Annotated in this window: 11 protein-coding genes; 2 read left to right on the plus strand and 9 right to left on the minus strand. The window is 69.7% G+C overall.

Translation table 11 applies throughout. The features are described from left to right. The first annotated feature begins 63 nt into the window (after positions 1 to 63). Positions 64 to 1047 carry a LacI family DNA-binding transcriptional regulator gene (locus BM417_RS09170; protein WP_093589960.1) on the plus strand — a complete coding sequence of 328 codons (984 nt, stop codon included), beginning with the start codon at positions 64 to 66 and terminating at the stop codon, positions 1045 to 1047. On the opposite strand, the gene BM417_RS09175 is transcribed toward BM417_RS09170, so the two are convergent. The 3 genes from BM417_RS09175 to BM417_RS09185 form a co-directional block, all read right to left on the minus strand. After that, on the minus strand, positions 1048 to 1989 hold the full coding sequence (locus BM417_RS09175; RefSeq protein WP_177320344.1) for a cellulose-binding domain-containing protein: 942 nt from the start codon (positions 1987 to 1989) through the stop codon (positions 1048 to 1050). It lies immediately after the preceding gene. A gap of 77 nt (positions 1990 to 2066) precedes the next feature. Beyond that, positions 2067 to 4043, minus strand: a complete 1977-nt coding sequence (locus BM417_RS09180; RefSeq protein WP_093589964.1) for an RICIN domain-containing protein — start codon at positions 4041 to 4043, stop codon at positions 2067 to 2069. 157 nt (positions 4044 to 4200) lie between these two features. Then, a complete protein-coding gene (locus BM417_RS09185) occupies positions 4201 to 4968 on the minus strand; it encodes a hypothetical protein (protein ID WP_093589966.1) in 768 nt (255 codons plus the stop codon). A 154-nt stretch (positions 4969 to 5122) separates the two neighbouring features. On the opposite strand from BM417_RS09185, the gene BM417_RS09190 reads away from it, so the two are divergent. Next, positions 5123 to 5950: an alpha/beta fold hydrolase gene (locus tag BM417_RS09190; protein ID WP_093589968.1), complete on the plus strand. Its 828-nt coding sequence runs from the start codon at positions 5123 to 5125 to the stop codon at positions 5948 to 5950. Here BM417_RS09190 and araA read toward each other — a convergent pair. The 6 genes from araA to BM417_RS09220 form a co-directional block, all read right to left on the minus strand. Beyond that, positions 5920 to 7422 carry an L-arabinose isomerase gene (gene araA / locus BM417_RS09195; protein ID WP_093589971.1) on the minus strand — a complete coding sequence of 501 codons (1503 nt, stop codon included), beginning with the start codon at positions 7420 to 7422 and terminating at the stop codon, positions 5920 to 5922. The two genes, BM417_RS09190 and araA, sit on opposite strands and share 31 nt — an antisense overlap. A 17-nt stretch (positions 7423 to 7439) precedes the next feature. Beyond that, the gene (locus tag BM417_RS09200; protein ID WP_093589974.1) at positions 7440 to 8093 is read right to left on the minus strand and encodes an L-ribulose-5-phosphate 4-epimerase; all 654 of its coding nucleotides are present in this window, start codon (positions 8091 to 8093) and stop codon (positions 7440 to 7442) included. After that, the gene (araB, locus tag BM417_RS09205; protein ID WP_093589977.1) at positions 8093 to 9766 is read right to left on the minus strand and encodes a ribulokinase; all 1674 of its coding nucleotides are present in this window, start codon (positions 9764 to 9766) and stop codon (positions 8093 to 8095) included. Before araB ends, BM417_RS09200 begins: the two co-directional genes overlap by 1 nt. 406 nt (positions 9767 to 10172) lie before the next feature. Beyond that, positions 10173 to 11159 (minus strand): LacI family DNA-binding transcriptional regulator, encoded by a 987-nt coding sequence (locus tag BM417_RS09210; RefSeq protein ID WP_093591018.1) that lies wholly within the window; start codon positions 11157 to 11159, stop codon positions 10173 to 10175. Between the two features lie 108 nt (positions 11160 to 11267). After that, positions 11268 to 12704 (minus strand): family 43 glycosylhydrolase, encoded by a 1437-nt coding sequence (locus BM417_RS09215; RefSeq protein ID WP_093589980.1) that lies wholly within the window; start codon positions 12702 to 12704, stop codon positions 11268 to 11270. Next, complete coding sequence (locus tag BM417_RS09220; RefSeq protein WP_218164404.1) at positions 12701 to 15172, minus strand: alpha-L-arabinofuranosidase C-terminal domain-containing protein; 2472 nt, start codon at positions 15170 to 15172, stop codon at positions 12701 to 12703. The genes BM417_RS09215 and BM417_RS09220 overlap by 4 nt, the downstream gene beginning before the upstream one ends. Positions 15173 to 15291: the final 119 nt, after the last annotated feature.

The raw sequence follows: 15291 nt of genomic DNA on the forward strand, positions 1-15291 counted from the left end.
CCTTTCTCGATACTGAAGTACTTACCCCACACATGGAAGCGCTTCCACCGCAATACTGCTGAGATGACGGGAGTACGCACCGCGACACTCGACGACGTGGCACGGGCCGCAGGCGTGTCCCGGGCCACCGCCTCGCGCGTGGTCACCGGCCAGGGTCCGGCATCGCCGCGGGCACGGGACAGGGTGACGGCGGCCGTGGCCGCACTGGGTTACGTGCCGGACGCCTCCGCCCGCGCGCTGGTCACCCGCACCGGCACACGCCTCGCCATCGCGGTCATCGGCCACACCGCCGCCGTGCTCGACGATCCCTACGTCGGCCGGGTCCTGACGTCGGCGGCGCACGTCGCCGCCGAGCGCGAGGTCGGCGTCTCCCTGCACTGGCTGCCCCTGGCCGACCCCGGCTCGCTCGCCCGGCTCGCCGACGGGCGCGGCCTCGGTGGCCTGGTCGTGGTGAACCCGACGCGGCCGGCGCTGGAGACCGTGCCGCGGACCCTGCGCGGCCGGGTCGCCGCGGTAGGGGTCGGCGCGCGTCACGTGCCGTCGTTCGACGTCGACAACCGCGCCGGTACTGACGGGGTCGTGCGGCATCTCGTGCGCACCGGCAGGCACCGGATCGCGATGGTCACCGGGCCGTCGTGGCTGCCCTGCGGCGACCGCGCCGTCGACGCCTACCGGCGGGTGCTGCGCGACAGCGGCGGCGAACCCCGGGTCGTCACCGGTGACTTCACCGCCGCCCGTGGCGCCAAGGCGGCCGTCGAGATCATGGCGCGGTGGCCGGACACCGACGCGGTGTTCGCGCTCAGCGACCTCACCGCGCTCGGTGTCCTCGACGGACTTCACGCGCTGGGCGTGCGGGTGCCGGGGGACGTGGCCGTCGCCGGGTTCGACGACATCGCGTTCGCCGGGCTCAGCCGCCCGGCGCTCACGACGAGCACGCACCCGGTGGAGGACATCGCCGCCGCCGCGGCACAGGCAGTCCTCGACCGCCGTGACACGTCCGGGGCGACGTTCTACCCCTCCGCACTCGTCGTGCGGGACAGCGCGTGATCACTCGACCGAACAGGACTGACCGTTGAGCGTGAACGCGCCGGGAGCGGAGTTACCACCTCGAACCGAACCGTTGAACCCGATCGACACCGAACCGCCGGGCTGGATCTGCGGGTTGTAGTCGGCGTTCGCGGCGTTCACGGTCGCGCCGGACTGCCGCGCCTTCGCGTTCCACATGTCGGTGACGGTCTGCCCGTTCGCGAAACTCCACTGCAGCGTCCAGCCGTTGACGGACGTGGAACCGGTGTTGCGCACGCTCACATTCGCCTGGAAACCACCTGGCCACTGACCGGAGATGCGGTAGGCGACCGCACACGTCCGCGCGGGAGGCTTCGGTGGCGACGTGGTCGTAGGAGTCGGACGGGGCGGCGTCGTGGTCGTGATGGCCGGAGCCGGTGGCGGCCGCACCGCGGTCGTGCCCGGCGCCGGGAGACCCGTGGTGGCGGTGGGGGGCAGAGCCACGTCGAGACCGTCGCACGGCGGTCCCCACAGACCCCTGTCGGCACCGGCAGCCTCGGACTCGGCCGTGAGCAACGCGCCGCCGTCGACCCCTTCGGCCCGCAGCACGCCCTGCCGCACCGCGAGCAACGCGTAGTCGGTGCCGTCCTCCAGCATCAGGTTCACGTCGCCGGAGATGACGGGACTGATGCGGACGGCGCTGGCCAGCAGCGTCGTCCTGGCGAACGACAGCGCGCCCTCCGCCCAGCAGGCCGGCGGTGCCGCCAGCTGCGCGATGCGGGCCTTCGTGCCGTCCGCCAGCTCGACGGTGCGGCCGTCGATCACGTCACGCACGAAGTGCAGCACGCCCTGGTACCGCGCCTCCTCGTTGATGAGGGAGGGCGGTTTCCAGGGCATGCGGGTGGACGGCGCCGGCGACGGCGGCCCTGCCGTGCAGGCTCCGGTGAGCAGGACCAGAACGACGAGCCAAAGCTTGCGCGACACCGTTACCCCAATTGTCATTGAACTATCAACAACCCTAGAGGGTCGCGGGCCCGGCTCAATCGACCGTTCGGAGTGGACTACCTGCGCGGAACGGCGGTCATCGACCAACGCTGATTGGCGCCGGATGTCGCTTGGTACAAACCAATTCTGGCACCGTCCTCACGCGACTCGCCGACCACGTCGAGCAGACTCCCGTTCTCCTGGTTGACGAAGGTCCACGTGCCGTCGCCGGTGGACGAGAGCACCCATCTCGCGGCCGGACTGTCGGAGGAGCTCAGCACGACGTTCCCGCCGCCTGCCGCGATCCGCTGGCCCGTGGCGGCGTTGACGACGGAGAACTGGGCGCGGTTGTCGTAGCCGCCAGATCGGCGTTCCACCCGCCACACCTGGTCCGCCGCGGCCGGGTCGGTGGTGCGCTGGACGAGCGAGGTGCCGGACGGCGCAAGGGACTTGCCGCTCTGCACCCCGGTGAGCCGGTACTGCCCGCCCAGAGCCGCCTCGCGGTTCACGCCGCTGACACCGCTCACCTCGAACGTGGTCACCGACTTCGCCGGCACGGAGAGCGTCGCCTTGCGGTCCTTGACCCGCACGGCCGCACCCTTCACCAATGCGCCGTGCTGATCCGTCACGACCGGGCGGACGGACGCGTTCGACCGCACCGACGCGAACGCCGACAGGTCCAGCGTCACGGACTGCGCCTGATCGGTCTTGTTCAAGTGCACCAAAGACTTCAGCTCGGTGTTGCGCACCGCCGCCACGTCGGTCGTGGTGTTGACCTTCACCAGGCGATCGCCGGGCTTGACGAAGTGGGTGAAGTTCCGCAGCGCGTGGAACTTCGTGTTGACGCGAGCCGGGCACGTCGCCAACGTGTCCTGAGCCCCGCAGTCGAACGGGATCTGGATCACGCCCCAGTTCATGCCGTCCGGGGACTCGGCGCCAGGCGTCATGTTGTTGTAGTCCTCGACCGCCTGCCACAGCAGCCAGGCACGCGGTTCCAGCTCGCGCAGGTCGTCGATCACGCGCTCCGCGATGCCGAGGCCCGGCTCCATGCTGGTGAAGCTCTGGCCGGAGCCCCAGTGCCCGTCGACCTCGCTCATCCACAACGGCTTGCCGCCGCCCTTGGCGATGTCGCGGGCGGACGTGCGGCGTGCCGTGCCGTACGTGTGCACGTTCAGCTGGCTGACCTGCGCGCGCACCGAGGCGGGATAGCCCGCCCAGTCGGCGGCGAAGATGCCGGGGTTGGTCTCGTCCGGCGCGGACACGGTGGCCTTCACCCTGTTGGCGCGCAACGCCTCCGCCATCGCGGGCACCATTTTCGCCTGCAGCGCGGGCCCGATGTGGGCACCTTCCTGCCGCCCGCCCGTCGGATTGCCGTCCGGGCCGAGCGTCGTGCGCCAGTAGGAGGTGTTGGGCTCGTTGAACGGGTCGACCGTGGCGAACTTGATGCCGTGGGCCCGCTCCAGTTCCGCGGTGGCCTGGGCGAGGTAGGCGGCGAAGTCGCCGATCCGGTCTTCCCGCAGCTGGTCCGCGTTCGGGTCGAAGCCGCCGGAGACGTACCCGCTGACGGTCTGGAACCACGGCGGCGAGTTGCTGAAGGACTCCCAGCGGGTCACGTCCTGCTTGATCCGGTCTACCCACCACCGCTGACGTGGATCCGCGGCGGCGTCGAAGAAACGCGCGTCGCCCGGCTTCCACCAGTCGGTGTCCGTGCGAGTGGTACCGGCCGGCGCCTTCCACCAGCCGGGGACCGCGGCGCCCGCCCGCAGGTACTCCGGCACGTCCGGCGCGTTGCCTCCGCCGATGTTGTACCGAGCGATGTTGAGGTTGAGTCCGTCCTCACCGAACAGCAGTTCCGCCAACTGGTTGCGGATCTCGTCCGGGTAGCCGCCGGTGGCGTTCGCGAACCACACCAGGCTCGTGCCCCAGCCCTGGAACGGCTCCTGCTGGTAGGTCGGATCCGGTCTCACCGTGACGGCTTCCACGGCAGCGGTCGCGGGGGCCGCGGTGGAGAGAGAAAGCGCCGAAACGGCGAGCAGAGCGAGAAGTCTGGTCATCGGTTCTCCGTTGAACGCGCGATGTTCACGCTAACATCTATCGAGAACCTACTCACGCGTCAAGGTCCTGCCGAACGGAGGCGCGTCCGTCCGGCAGGACCCCTGGGAACGCTCGCCCCCGAGGAGACGGGCCCGCACGCTCGAACCCCGAGGAGAGTTACTTGAGCGAGCAGGTGGCGAAGCGTTCCAGTCCCTGAGGCCGTGCCCCCACGCGGCCGATGGCGATCGCGATCCGGTCCAGCGCGGCGTTCCGCTTGCTGGCCAACGGGCCCAGGATCGCGTTCTGCACGAAGTTCGGCCCGCCCTGACCGGCCGACGTGCGCAACCGCTCGTTCGCCTCCGCCAGCTGCTTGCTCAGGTTGGCGAACTCGCGGTCGACCTCGGCACGCGCGGCCGCGGGAACGTTCTGCACCACCGGCAGCGGGCACTCGATGACCTTTCCGGCCGCCGAACCCGTACCGGCGTTCGTGCTCGTCGACGCCGGTTTTGACGTCGCCGGCGGCGCGGACACCGCGGGCGCCTGACCAAGTCCGCAGGTCGCGAACCTCTCCAGACCCTCGGGCTTCTCGGCGACCCGGCCGATAGCGGTCTCGATGCGGTTCAGCGCCGCGACCCGCTTGCTCGCCAACGGGCCGAGAATCGCGTTCTGCACGAAGTTCGGGCCGCCTTCGCCGGCCGACGTGCGCAGCCGGTTGTTCGCCTCGGCGATCTGCTTGTCGAGGTTGGCGAGTTCTCGCTGGACCTCGGCCTGCGCCGCGGCCGGCACCGCCGGGACGACGGGCTGCGGACATGCGATCGCGCCGGTGGCGGTCTCCCCGCCCGCGAAGGCGACGGCCGCGGTCACCGCTGTCAGCGTGGCGGCGACGGCGACCCCGGCCACGAGCACCCGCTTGCCTCGCTGGGGTCGTGCATGCGCTCTCGACATATTCGAACCTCACGACTAGGGGACGTTTTGTGCCGGCACAACGGGATACGGACCGGGAAAGCAAAGAGTTCAACTACTTGTGAGCGTTCACAGCTGCTGGCATGCTCACGGTTCATTCCGCAGTACCGCACCTGCGAAGAACCGGGGAACAGCCATGCCATCGGCACACAGAGTCGTCCACGAGCAGATCCCGTTGCGCATCCACGGGGTGAACCTCAAGGTCGCGTCGGTGCGTCGCGAGGGCGTCGACGCGCCCGTCGTCTTCCTGCACGGGTTCGGCACGAGCAAGGAGGACTACCTCGACGTCCTCCAGCGACACGAGTTCGCCGGGCGCCCGTTTCTCGCCTACGACGCACCCGGTGCGGGCGCCACGGAGTGCTCCGCCCTGGGAGAGGTCGACGTGCCGTTCCTGGCGGAGACCGCGCGGGCGATGCTCGACCGCGCGGGCATCGGCCGGTTCCACGTGGTCGGACACCTGACGGGAGCACTCGCGGCGCTTCTCCTGGCTCACCAGGAACCGGGCCGGGTGCTGAGCTTCGTCAACATCAAGGGCGTGCTCGCACCCGAGGACTGCGTGCTGAGCAGGGAGGCGCTGAACCACCGCGATCCCGGTGACTACCTCTTCAGGCTCGCGGAACGCAGCCGGGAGACACCCTGTTACGGCGGCGGCCTGTACGCGGCGAACCTCCCGATCAAGGTCCAGCGCGGTGCCGTGCCCACCCTCTTCCGATCGATGGTCGAACTCGCCGACCACGGGAACCTGCTCCAGAAGTTCCTGTCACTGCCCTGCCCGCGGATGTACCTCTACGGCGAGCAGTGCGCGAACCTCTCCTACCTGCCGATCCTCGACGCGAACGGGGTGGAGCTCGCGGAGATCCCGCACAGCGGGCAGCTCCCCATGTACTCCAACCCCGTCGCGGTGTGGCGGCAGATCGCCGAGTTCCACGCGCGTCAGCTGATTCCCAGCGCCAGGCGGTGGTAGGCGGAGTTCCAGCGCAGCCGGTCGGTGAACGAGGCCGGGGTCGTCTCGGAGTCGATCAGCACGAGCTCCGTGGCGGCCATCTGCGCGAAGTCCCGCAGCACCTCGGCTCCGACCGCCTGGGTCATCACCGTGTGGTGCGGGCCGCCCGCGGTGAGCCAGCACTCCGCCGACGTCGAGAGCGACGGCGCCGGCTGCCACACGGCCCGTGCGACCGGCAGCTTCGGCAGCGGCTCGTCCGGCGGGACCACCGTGACCTCGTTGGCCACCAGGCGGAACCGGTCACCGAGGTCGGCCAGCCCGACCACCACGGCGGGACCGGGGGCGGCGTCGAACACCAGCCGCACCGGGTCCTCCCGGTCGCCGATGCCCAGCGGATGGACCTCACAGGACGGCTGCGCGGCGGCGATCGTCGGGCACACCTCCAGCATGTGCGCGCCGAGGATCTTCGGCGTGCCCGGCCCGAAGTGGTAGGTGTAGTCCTCCATGAACGACGTGCCGCGGCCGGTGCCGTCGCCCATGGCCTTCACGGCGGCGAGCAGCGCGGAGGTCTTCCAGTCGCCCTCACCGCCGAAGCCGTAGCCGTCCGCCATCAGCCGTTGCACGGCAAGGCCCGGCAGCTGCCGCAACCCGCCGAGGTCCTGGAAGTTCGTGGTGAACGCGCCGAACCCGCCGTCGTCCAGAAAGGACCGCAGACCGATCTCGATGCGGGCCGCGTACCGCAGCGAGTCGTGCCGCTCTCCCCCGCGCGCCAGCTCTGGTGAGAGCCGGTAGGTCTCGGCGTAGTCGGCGACGAGCAGGTCGATGCCGGCGTCGGGCACCGCGTCGACCACGGCGACGAGATCGTTGACGCCGTAGGTGTTGACCGAGACGCCGAACCGCAGCTCCGCCTCGACCTTGTCGCCCTCGGTCACGGCGACGTCGCGCATGTTGTCGCCGAAGCGGGCCAGCTTCAGGCCGCGCAGGTGCGCCCGACCGGCGGCGGCGCGGGCCCAGCCGTCGATCCGCTCGGCCACCACGGGATCACTCGCGTGTCCCGCGACCGTCTTGCGCGCCACCCCGATCCGGGTCTGCACGTAGGCGAACTCGCGGTCGCCGTGCGCGGCCTGGTTGAGGTTCATGAAGTCCATGTCGATGGTCGACCACGGCAACGCCTCGTTGAGCTGCGTGTGCAGGTGCAGCAACGGCTTGCGCAGCAGGTCCAGCCCGGTGATCCACATCTTCGCCGGTGAGAACGTGTGCATCCACGCGATCACGCCGACGCACGTGGGGTCGTTGTTCGCCTCCTGCATGATCGCGCGGATGGCGCCGGAGTCGGTGAGCACCGGCTTCCACACGATCTCCGCGCTGATCCGGCCGGACTCGCTGAGCATCCGCTGGATCTGCTGGGACTGGGCCGCGACCTGGTCGAGCGTCTCCTGGCCGTAGAGGTGCTGGCTGCCGGTGAGGAACCAGATCTGGGGCTTGTCCGGCATGTGCTCTCCTTCTGGGCTCACTGGCCGTAAACGTTCTGGTAGCGCTCGTAGAGCCGGTCGACGTGCTGTTGCTCGATCACGTCCGGCTTGCCGAGCTGAAGTGCGAAGTGGACGGTGCGGGCGACGTCTTCCACCAGCACCGCGGCTTTCACGGCGGCGCGGGCGGTCACGCCGACGGTGAACGGGCCGTGGTTGCGCATCAGCACGGCAGGAGACCTGCTGGCACTGAGGGTCTCCACGATCCCCTTGCCGATCGAGTCGTCGCCGATCAACGCGAACGGCCCGACCGGGATGTCGCCGCCGAACTCGTCCGCGATCATGGTGAGCACGCACGGGATGGGCTCACCGCGCGCCGCCCACGCTGTCGCGTAAGGAGAATGCGTGTGCACGACACCGCCGACATGGGGCATGTGCCGGTAGACGTACGCGTGCGCCGCGGTGTCGGAGGACGGCGCGAGCTCACCCTCGACGAGGGTGCCGTGCAGGTCCGTCACGACCATCGCGTGCGGACCCAGTTCGTCGTAGGACACCCCGGACGGCTTGATCACCATCAGCTCCTGGTCGGGCACCCGTGCCGACACGTTGCCCGCCGTCCAGCTCACCAGCTCGTAGCGGGTCAGCTCGCGGTGGAGTTCGGCGACCGTGCGGCGGAGTTCTGCCGTGGCGGACATCAGCTCTTCCCCTCCAGGGCGGCGCGGCGGTACTCACGCAGCCGGTGCATGACATCGTTGGCACCGCGGCCGAAGTAGTCGTGCAGCTCCAGGTAGTCGTGGAAAAGTCGTTCGTAGGCTTCGACGTTCTCCGGAACGGGCGTGAAGACGTTGCGGCGCACCGATCCCATCGAGTCCGCCGCCGCGCGGATGTCCTGGTACGCGCCCGCCGCCACCGCCGCGTGCATCGCGGAGCCGAGCGCGGGCGCCTGTGCCGAGCCGCTCACCGACAGCGGCAGGTTCACGACGTCGGCGTAGATCTGCATCAGCAGCGTGTTCTTCACCAGCCCGCCGGCGATCACCAGCTCGGTCACCGGCACGCCCGCGTCGGTGAAGGTGTCGATGATCATCCGCGTGCCGAACGCCGTGGCCTCCAGCAACGCGCGGTAGACGTCCTCCGCCTTCGTGGCGAGCGTCTGACCGACGATCACACCGGAGAGTTCGTGGTCGACCAGCACGGACCTGTTGCCGCTGTGCCAGTCGAGCGCGACGAGCCCGTGCTCGCCCACTTCCTGGTCCGCCGCCAGTTCGGAGAGCAGTTCGTGCACCGTGATGCCGCGCTCGCTCGCCTGATCGTGATAGGCGGGCGGCACCTGGTTGCGCAGGAACCACGCGAAGATGTCGCCGACGCCGCTCTGCCCGGCCTCGTAGCCCCACAGCCCCGGCACGATGCCGCCGTCGACGACGCCGCACATGCCCGGTACCTCGCGTTGCACCTCGCCGCTCATCACGTGGCAGGTGGAGGTGCCCATGATCGCGACCATCTGGCCGGGCCCGACGGCCTGCGCGGCGGGCGCCGTGACGTGGGCGTCGACGTTGCCGACCGCCACCGCGATGCCCTGGGGCAGCCCGGTCCACTCGGCGGCCTGCGCGGTCAGCCCACCGGCCCGGTCGCCGAGCGCGGACAGCGGGTGGTCGAGCTTGTCGGCGACGAACGTCGCGAACTCGGGGTTGAGCTCCGCCAGGAAGTCCTCGCCGGGGTACTCGCCGTCCTGGTGGATGCCCTTGTAGCCGGCGGTGCAGGCGTTGCGCGTGTAGGTGCCGGTGAGCTGCCAGATGATCCAGTCCGCGGCCTCGACCCACCGCGCCATCGCCGCGTAGACCTCGGGCGCCTCCTCGAGCACCTGCAGGCCCTTCGCGAACTCCCACTCCGAGGAAATCAGGCCGCCGTACCGCGCGAGCCACGGCTCCTTGCGCTGACGCGCGAGCTCGTTGATCCGGTCGGCCTGCGGCTGGGCCGCGTGGTGGCGCCACAGCTTGACGTAGGCGTGCGGGTTCTCCGCGAACTCCGGCAACTCGCACAATGGTGTGCCGTCCGCCGTGACCGGCACCATCGTGCAGGCGGTGAAGTCCGTGCCGATGCCGACCACCTGCGCTGCGGAGATCCCGGCCGCCTCGACAGCCTGCGGGACGGCGGTGCGCAGGACGTCGAGGTAGTCGGCCGGGACCTGCAGCGCCCACTCCGGCGGCAGCGGCCGGCCGGTCGCGGGCAGCACCTGGTCCGCCACTCCGTGGCGGTACTCGTGCACAGCGGTGCCGAGCTCGGCGCCGTCGCGGACGCGCACGACCACGGCGCGGCCGGACAGCGTGCCGAAGTCGACACCCACCACGCACGCGTCGCGGTCGATCGTCATGTCAGTCACGACCTGAGTGTTATCGCTAACAATCAGGGAGTCAAGATGCGTCCGATACATCGTGATTTCCCTGCGAGTGAGGGAAATGTGCACGGACGTGAGCGCACGACAAAACGGCCCGCGTCAGGGCCGGTACGGGGACCGGCGAGGTCTCGACGCCGCGCGGGGACCCGCACTGCCGAAGTGCGAACGTTCCCCGCGCCCTCGGCGAGGGCCCACGCGACGGCCGGTGGAACCACCGAGCCTCGATGCCGCCCAGAGACCCGCAGCCGAAATGCGCACGCTCCCCCCGCGCATCCCTGGAGACAGGGCGGCGAGCCGCCGGGGCGGGGCTACCGGGGCGAGCCACGCTGTTCCGCTTCACCAGCGTCGGCACGACCGTCCAGCACGGAACCACGACACCGAACTACCGGGACGGCGGCGCCACGCTGTTCCGCTTCACCAGCGTCGGCGCGACCGTCCGGCGCGGCCGGGTGGTCTCGCCATCGCTGATCTGTTCCAGCAGCAGGCCGAGGGTCTCGTGCGCCACCGCGGCGAAGTCCGGGCGCACGGTGGTGAGCGGCGGGATGAAGTAGGCGGCCTCGGGCACGTCGTCGAAGCCCACGACGCTCACGTCGTGCGGCACGCTCCTGCCGCGTTCGCTCATCGCCCGCAGCACGCCGAGGGCGAGGTGGTCGTTCGAGCAGAACACGGCCGTCACCTCGGGCATCCTGGCCAGCATCTGCCCTGCCCGGTAGCCCGACGCCGCGCTCCAGTCGGCCGCCACGACCGGCGGCACCTCGGCGCTGGTGGCGTCCAGCGCCGCGCGCCAGCCCTGTACGCGGCCCGCCGCGTCGAACCAGTCCGCGGGGCCGGACACGTGCCAGACCGTCTCGTGGCCCGCGTCGATCAGGTGCTTGGTAGCGTCGAACGCGCCCTTCGCCTGGTCTACGGTGACCAGCGGCGTCGACCGGTCCGGGTCGCCGTCCACGGTCACCAGCGGTACCCCGGCGGGCACGTCGGCCAGCGCGTCGGCCGCCGACGAGTTCGGCGCGATCACTACGATGCCGGCCACGCGCTGGTCGCGGTGCCGTTCTACGGCGGCGGCGATGGAGTCGCGGTCTAGCACCTTCACCCTGCCGACGCTGACCGCGAACCCGGCCTCGCCCGCCGCCTCCTCGAAGGCGGACAGCAACGAGGCCGGGCCGTACAGGGTCGAGTTCTGCGCGACCACGCCGATGAGCTGGGTCTTGCCGGTGACGAGCGCGCGAGCGGCCCGGTTGGGGCGGTAGTCGAGCTCCTTGATGGCCGCCTTCACCCGCAGCCGGGTCTGCTCGCGGACGTTCGGGTGGTTGTTGAGCACACGCGAGACCGTCTGGTGCGACACCCCGGCAAGTCGTGCCACATCGGTCATCGCGGGGTCACGCGACGTCTTCTCCACGAGCGGTCTCCGATCTTCGATCTGCGCCGGTGATGTTAGCGATAACACCAGGTCGGCTTCGATGCAGTGCTCATTGTCCACTTATTCGAGTCGGAATGTGGCACGTCTGCGCGCGTCGCGGTCGCTTCCTGGTCTGGACAACACGACGCGACCGTTGTCGTGGGCCAGATACGTGTCCGCACCGGCACGCAGCGAAACCGCACGACCGTCCGCAAGTCCCGGCACGCGAACAAAACTCGCCGCACGGCCGTACGCGTCGGTGTCCTCGAACGGGTCGATGCGGATCACGTCTCCATCCACTCGCACGTACCGGTCCGGGAAGTTCACCGACTGCACCGCGACCGTCCCGGCACCGAGGAAGCCCGGCACGAAACGGAACTGGCTGTCGCCGAGGTCGCGGACGTTGCCGTCGACCCGCAGCCGGTACTCGTAGTGCCGCACCACCAGCGAGGGCGCGTCCAAAGGCGACAGCCGCGCGATCGGCCCACCACGTCCGACGGGAACACCGAACGAAGGTGTGCCGTCCGCGTTCCAGTGGAGCTTCTGGACGCGGGTGTGCCGGTTCGGGTCGAACAGCGGGTCGCCGGTGATGTCGCGGTAGTCGCGGGCGTGGTAGACGAGCACGTCGGTGGAACCGACCGTGGTGAACGAGTTGTGCCCCGGCCCGTACTGCGAGGTCGGCGCATGAGTCGTGAACACGGGGTTCGGCGACTTGGTCCACGACCGCGCGTCCAGGAGGTTCGCGTTCTCATCGGCGGTCAGCAGGCCCATGCAGTACCGGGCGTCGGTGGCGCTCGCGGAGTACGTCACGAACACGCGGCCGTTGCGGATCAGCACCGCGGGCCCCTCGTTCACCTTGAAGCCCAGCACCTCCCAGGACAGCGTGGGCGTCGCGATGCGCACCGGGGCGGTCTTCAACGCCAGCGGCGAGGCCATCTCGGCGATGTAGAGGTTGGTGTTGGTGGCGATGCCGGGCTCGCTCTGCGCCCACAGGAAGTAGCGCTTGCCGCGATGCGCGAAGGTGGTCGCGTCCAGTGTGAACGTGTCCCACGCCGTCACCATCTGCCCGCGCAGCACCCAGCCGCCTTCGCGCGGGTCCGCGTTCGCCGACTCCAGCACGTAGGTGCGGATGCGGAACGGTTCGTCCTTGTCGCCCGCGGCGAAGTAGACGTACCACTTCCCGTCGATGCGGTGCAGTTCCGGCGCCCAGATGTAGCCGCCCATCTTCCCCGACGCCGGACGCCGCCAGATGGTGCGCTCACGAGCAGAGGCCAGACCGTCCAGAGTGGACGCGCCGCGGATCACGACCCGGTCGTACTCGGGCACGGACCCGGTCAGGTAGTACATGCCGTCGGTCGGCGGCGTGACGAACGGGTCGGCGCGCTGTTCGACGAGCGGGTTGCGGGTCGGCACCTCCGCGGCGGGTTCGGCATCAGCGGAAACGGGCGCGGCGGACGCGAGCGCACCGGTCGCGGCGAGCACACCGCCCGTCGCCAGCAGAGATCGTCGGGTGATCACGAGCGGCTCCTGATCCGGAGGAACGTGACGGAGTTCGGCGGGAACGTGTGCGTGAAGCTGCTCGCCACCCGGACCTGTTCGGCACGGGGCCGGATCGGCTGGGTGAACTCGGTGTTCACGTCGTCGGGACGGCCCTGGAGCACGGTCGCCCGCGCCGTCGACGCCACCGGGACGCCGAGGTCGATCCGCGTGCGGGCGGCGTTGTCCTGGGCGTTGACCACCTTGACGATCAGCTCGCCGGTGGCGAGGTCGCGGGTGACGACCTGGCGGAACGGCTCGGCGAGCTTGTCGTCGGTGAACTCGCCCCACTTCTGGCCGTCGAGGAACAACGCGACGTGGCGGCCGCGGACCTCGACGCGCACGTCGTACGTGCGGCCGGTGTCGATGCGCGTGCCGTTGCTCATCAGCGTGCTCTTGCCACCGCCGACGGCCTTCTCCACCGCGGACTGGGTGTTGTTCCAGCCGCCGAGGTTCCACCAGTAGTAGTTGCCGGTGTCCTGCACGCCGAACGCGACGAGGAAGCCCTCACGTCCGGACTGCTTGGTGGCCTTGACGTTCAGCGTGTAGTCACGCCAGGACCTGTCGCCTGCCGTGACGAGCGTGTCCTCGGCGGCGGCGTCGGACTGGACGTAGGCGCCGTTGACGACGTTCCACGCGCCACGACCGGACTTGGTCCACTGCGCGTCGGTGCCCGAGAAGTCGTCGCTGAACAACGGCTGGCCAGACGCATTGGTGACGCTCACATCGTCGTAGGTGGCGGCGGTCGCCCACGTCGAGAGCCCGATGGCACCGGTGATCGGCGCCTGGGTGGACGGCGTGGCGGACGCGGTGCTCGGCACGACGTGGTCGCCCACGTTGGTCATGAAGAGCTTCTGCATCTCGTAGCTGGCCGAGCCCCACGACGCGTGGTTGTTGAACCAGATCATGTCCGGCCGCCACTGGACGTAGTCCTCGTTGGCCAGCAACGGCGCGTAGGAGGCGAGCTTCACGACGTCGGCGTTGCGTTCGAGGCCGGTCATGAACGCCGCTTCGCTCAGCGCGTTGAAGTGCCTGTTGTCCTGCGAGGCGTACTCGCCGAGGAACACCTTGGGACCGTTGCGGTCGTAGGAGTCGTAGCGGTTGTTGTTCTCCAGGAACCAGCTCGGGCTGTTGTAGTAGTGCTCGTCGATCATCTTCACGCCGGCCTGCTTGTTCAGCTGCCACAGGCGGTCGAACGTGCCGCCGGTGTCGTCGGGGCCGGAGTTGCTGACGACGGTGATGTCCGGGTACTTCGCGTTGATGGCGTCGCGGAACTTCGTGAAGCGGGCCATGAACTCGTCGGGCAGGTTCTCCTCGTTGCCGACCGCGAGGTGAGTCAGCTTGAACGGCCTGGGGTGCCCCATTTCGGCACGCTTGCGACCCCAGGTGGAGTCGGCGGGGCCGTTCGCGAACTCGATCAGGTCGAGCGTGTCCTGGACGTGCCTCGCCAGCAACGCCGGGTCGTCCGTGGCGCGGTTCTGGCCGCAGCCGGTGACCAGGGCGGGCACGACGGGCAACGGCATGGCGCCGACGTCCTCGGAGAACTGGAAGTACTCGAAGTAGCCGAGACCGTAGGACTGGTTGTAGCCCCAGAAGTTCGAGTTGGTGGCGCGTTGCTCGACCGGGCCGATGGTGTCCTTCCACTGGTACGAGCGACGGCGCTCGAAGTTCGGCGCCTCATAGCCGTAGTGGCTGCCGGTGTTGACCAGGCAGCCGCCGGGGAACCGGACGAAGCCGGGCTTGAGCGCGGCGATCTTCTCGGCGAGGTCGCGACGCAGGCCGTGACCCTTGAAGGTGTCCTGCGGCAGCAGCGAGACCATGTCGAGGCGCAGGGTTCCGGTGCCGCCGCCGGTGACCAGCAACCGGCCGGTCGTCGAGGTCTTCTGGGCGCGGACGGTGCCGGTGTAGCGGGTCCAGCCGTCGCCGCGGACCTGGATCTTCACCGGGTCGCCCAGCGCGGTTCCGGCGGGGTCGGTGACGGTGGCCGTGAGCGGGGTGCTCGCCTGGTCGGTGCGCGCCCAGACGGAGAAGTCGTAGCGCCGGCCGCTCTGGACCGCGATTCCGCTGTTGTAGCCGGAGTTGATGACGCCGGCGGGCAGGCCCAGCTTCAGGTAGCGGCGGTTGCGCTCGTTCATCCGGCCGGTGTCGTCGGCGACGTCGAGCGTGCCGCTGTGCGGGGCCCACGAGGTCAGGCCGTGGTAGCTCGCGTTGTCGGCCGGGTCGTACTCGAACGAGCGGTTCTGCACCAGCTCGGCGTACAGACCGCCGTCGGCGGCTCGGTTGATGTCCTCGAAGAAGACGCCGTACATCGAGTCGTCGATCGACGCGCCCTTCTTCGTGGCGTCGATCTTGAGCGTGTAGTCGGTCTCGGCGGCCGCCCCAGATCCGGGAACGGCGACGAGCAGACTGGCCGCGAGGGCGGCGCTCAGCAGGACGTGCTTGCGGGGCACGGGTTTCCTCCCCAAGCTCGGAAGTGAGCGTTAACATAGGGCTGCGAACTCGTTACGAGCAAGCCCTTGACGCGACAGTTGTGAGCGTTCACTCTTGTCCACCTGACAACCGCGGACAC

Origin of the sequence: Lentzea waywayandensis, assembly GCF_900115955.1 — a bacterium.
GTDB classification, from domain to species: Bacteria; Actinomycetota; Actinomycetes; order Mycobacteriales; family Pseudonocardiaceae; genus Lentzea; species Lentzea waywayandensis.

What these genes read in the sequence shown, in the direction of transcription:
- BM417_RS09170 (WP_093589960.1), top strand. Translation starts at nt 64, where the DNA reads ATGACGGGAGTACGCACCGCGACACTCGACGACGTGGCACGGGCCGCA.
- BM417_RS09180 (WP_093589964.1), bottom strand. Translation starts at nt 4,043, where the DNA reads ATGACCAGACTTCTCGCTCTGCTCGCCGTTTCGGCGCTTTCTCTCTCC.
- BM417_RS09185 (WP_093589966.1), bottom strand. Translation starts at nt 4,968, where the DNA reads ATGTCGAGAGCGCATGCACGACCCCAGCGAGGCAAGCGGGTGCTCGTG.
- BM417_RS09190 (WP_093589968.1), top strand. Translation starts at nt 5,123, where the DNA reads ATGCCATCGGCACACAGAGTCGTCCACGAGCAGATCCCGTTGCGCATC.
- araA (WP_093589971.1), bottom strand. Translation starts at nt 7,422, where the DNA reads ATGCCGGACAAGCCCCAGATCTGGTTCCTCACCGGCAGCCAGCACCTC.
- BM417_RS09200 (WP_093589974.1), bottom strand. Translation starts at nt 8,093, where the DNA reads ATGTCCGCCACGGCAGAACTCCGCCGCACGGTCGCCGAACTCCACCGC.
- araB (WP_093589977.1), bottom strand. Translation starts at nt 9,766, where the DNA reads ATGACGATCGACCGCGACGCGTGCGTGGTGGGTGTCGACTTCGGCACG.
- BM417_RS09210 (WP_093591018.1), bottom strand. Translation starts at nt 11,159, where the DNA reads ATGACCGATGTGGCACGACTTGCCGGGGTGTCGCACCAGACGGTCTCG.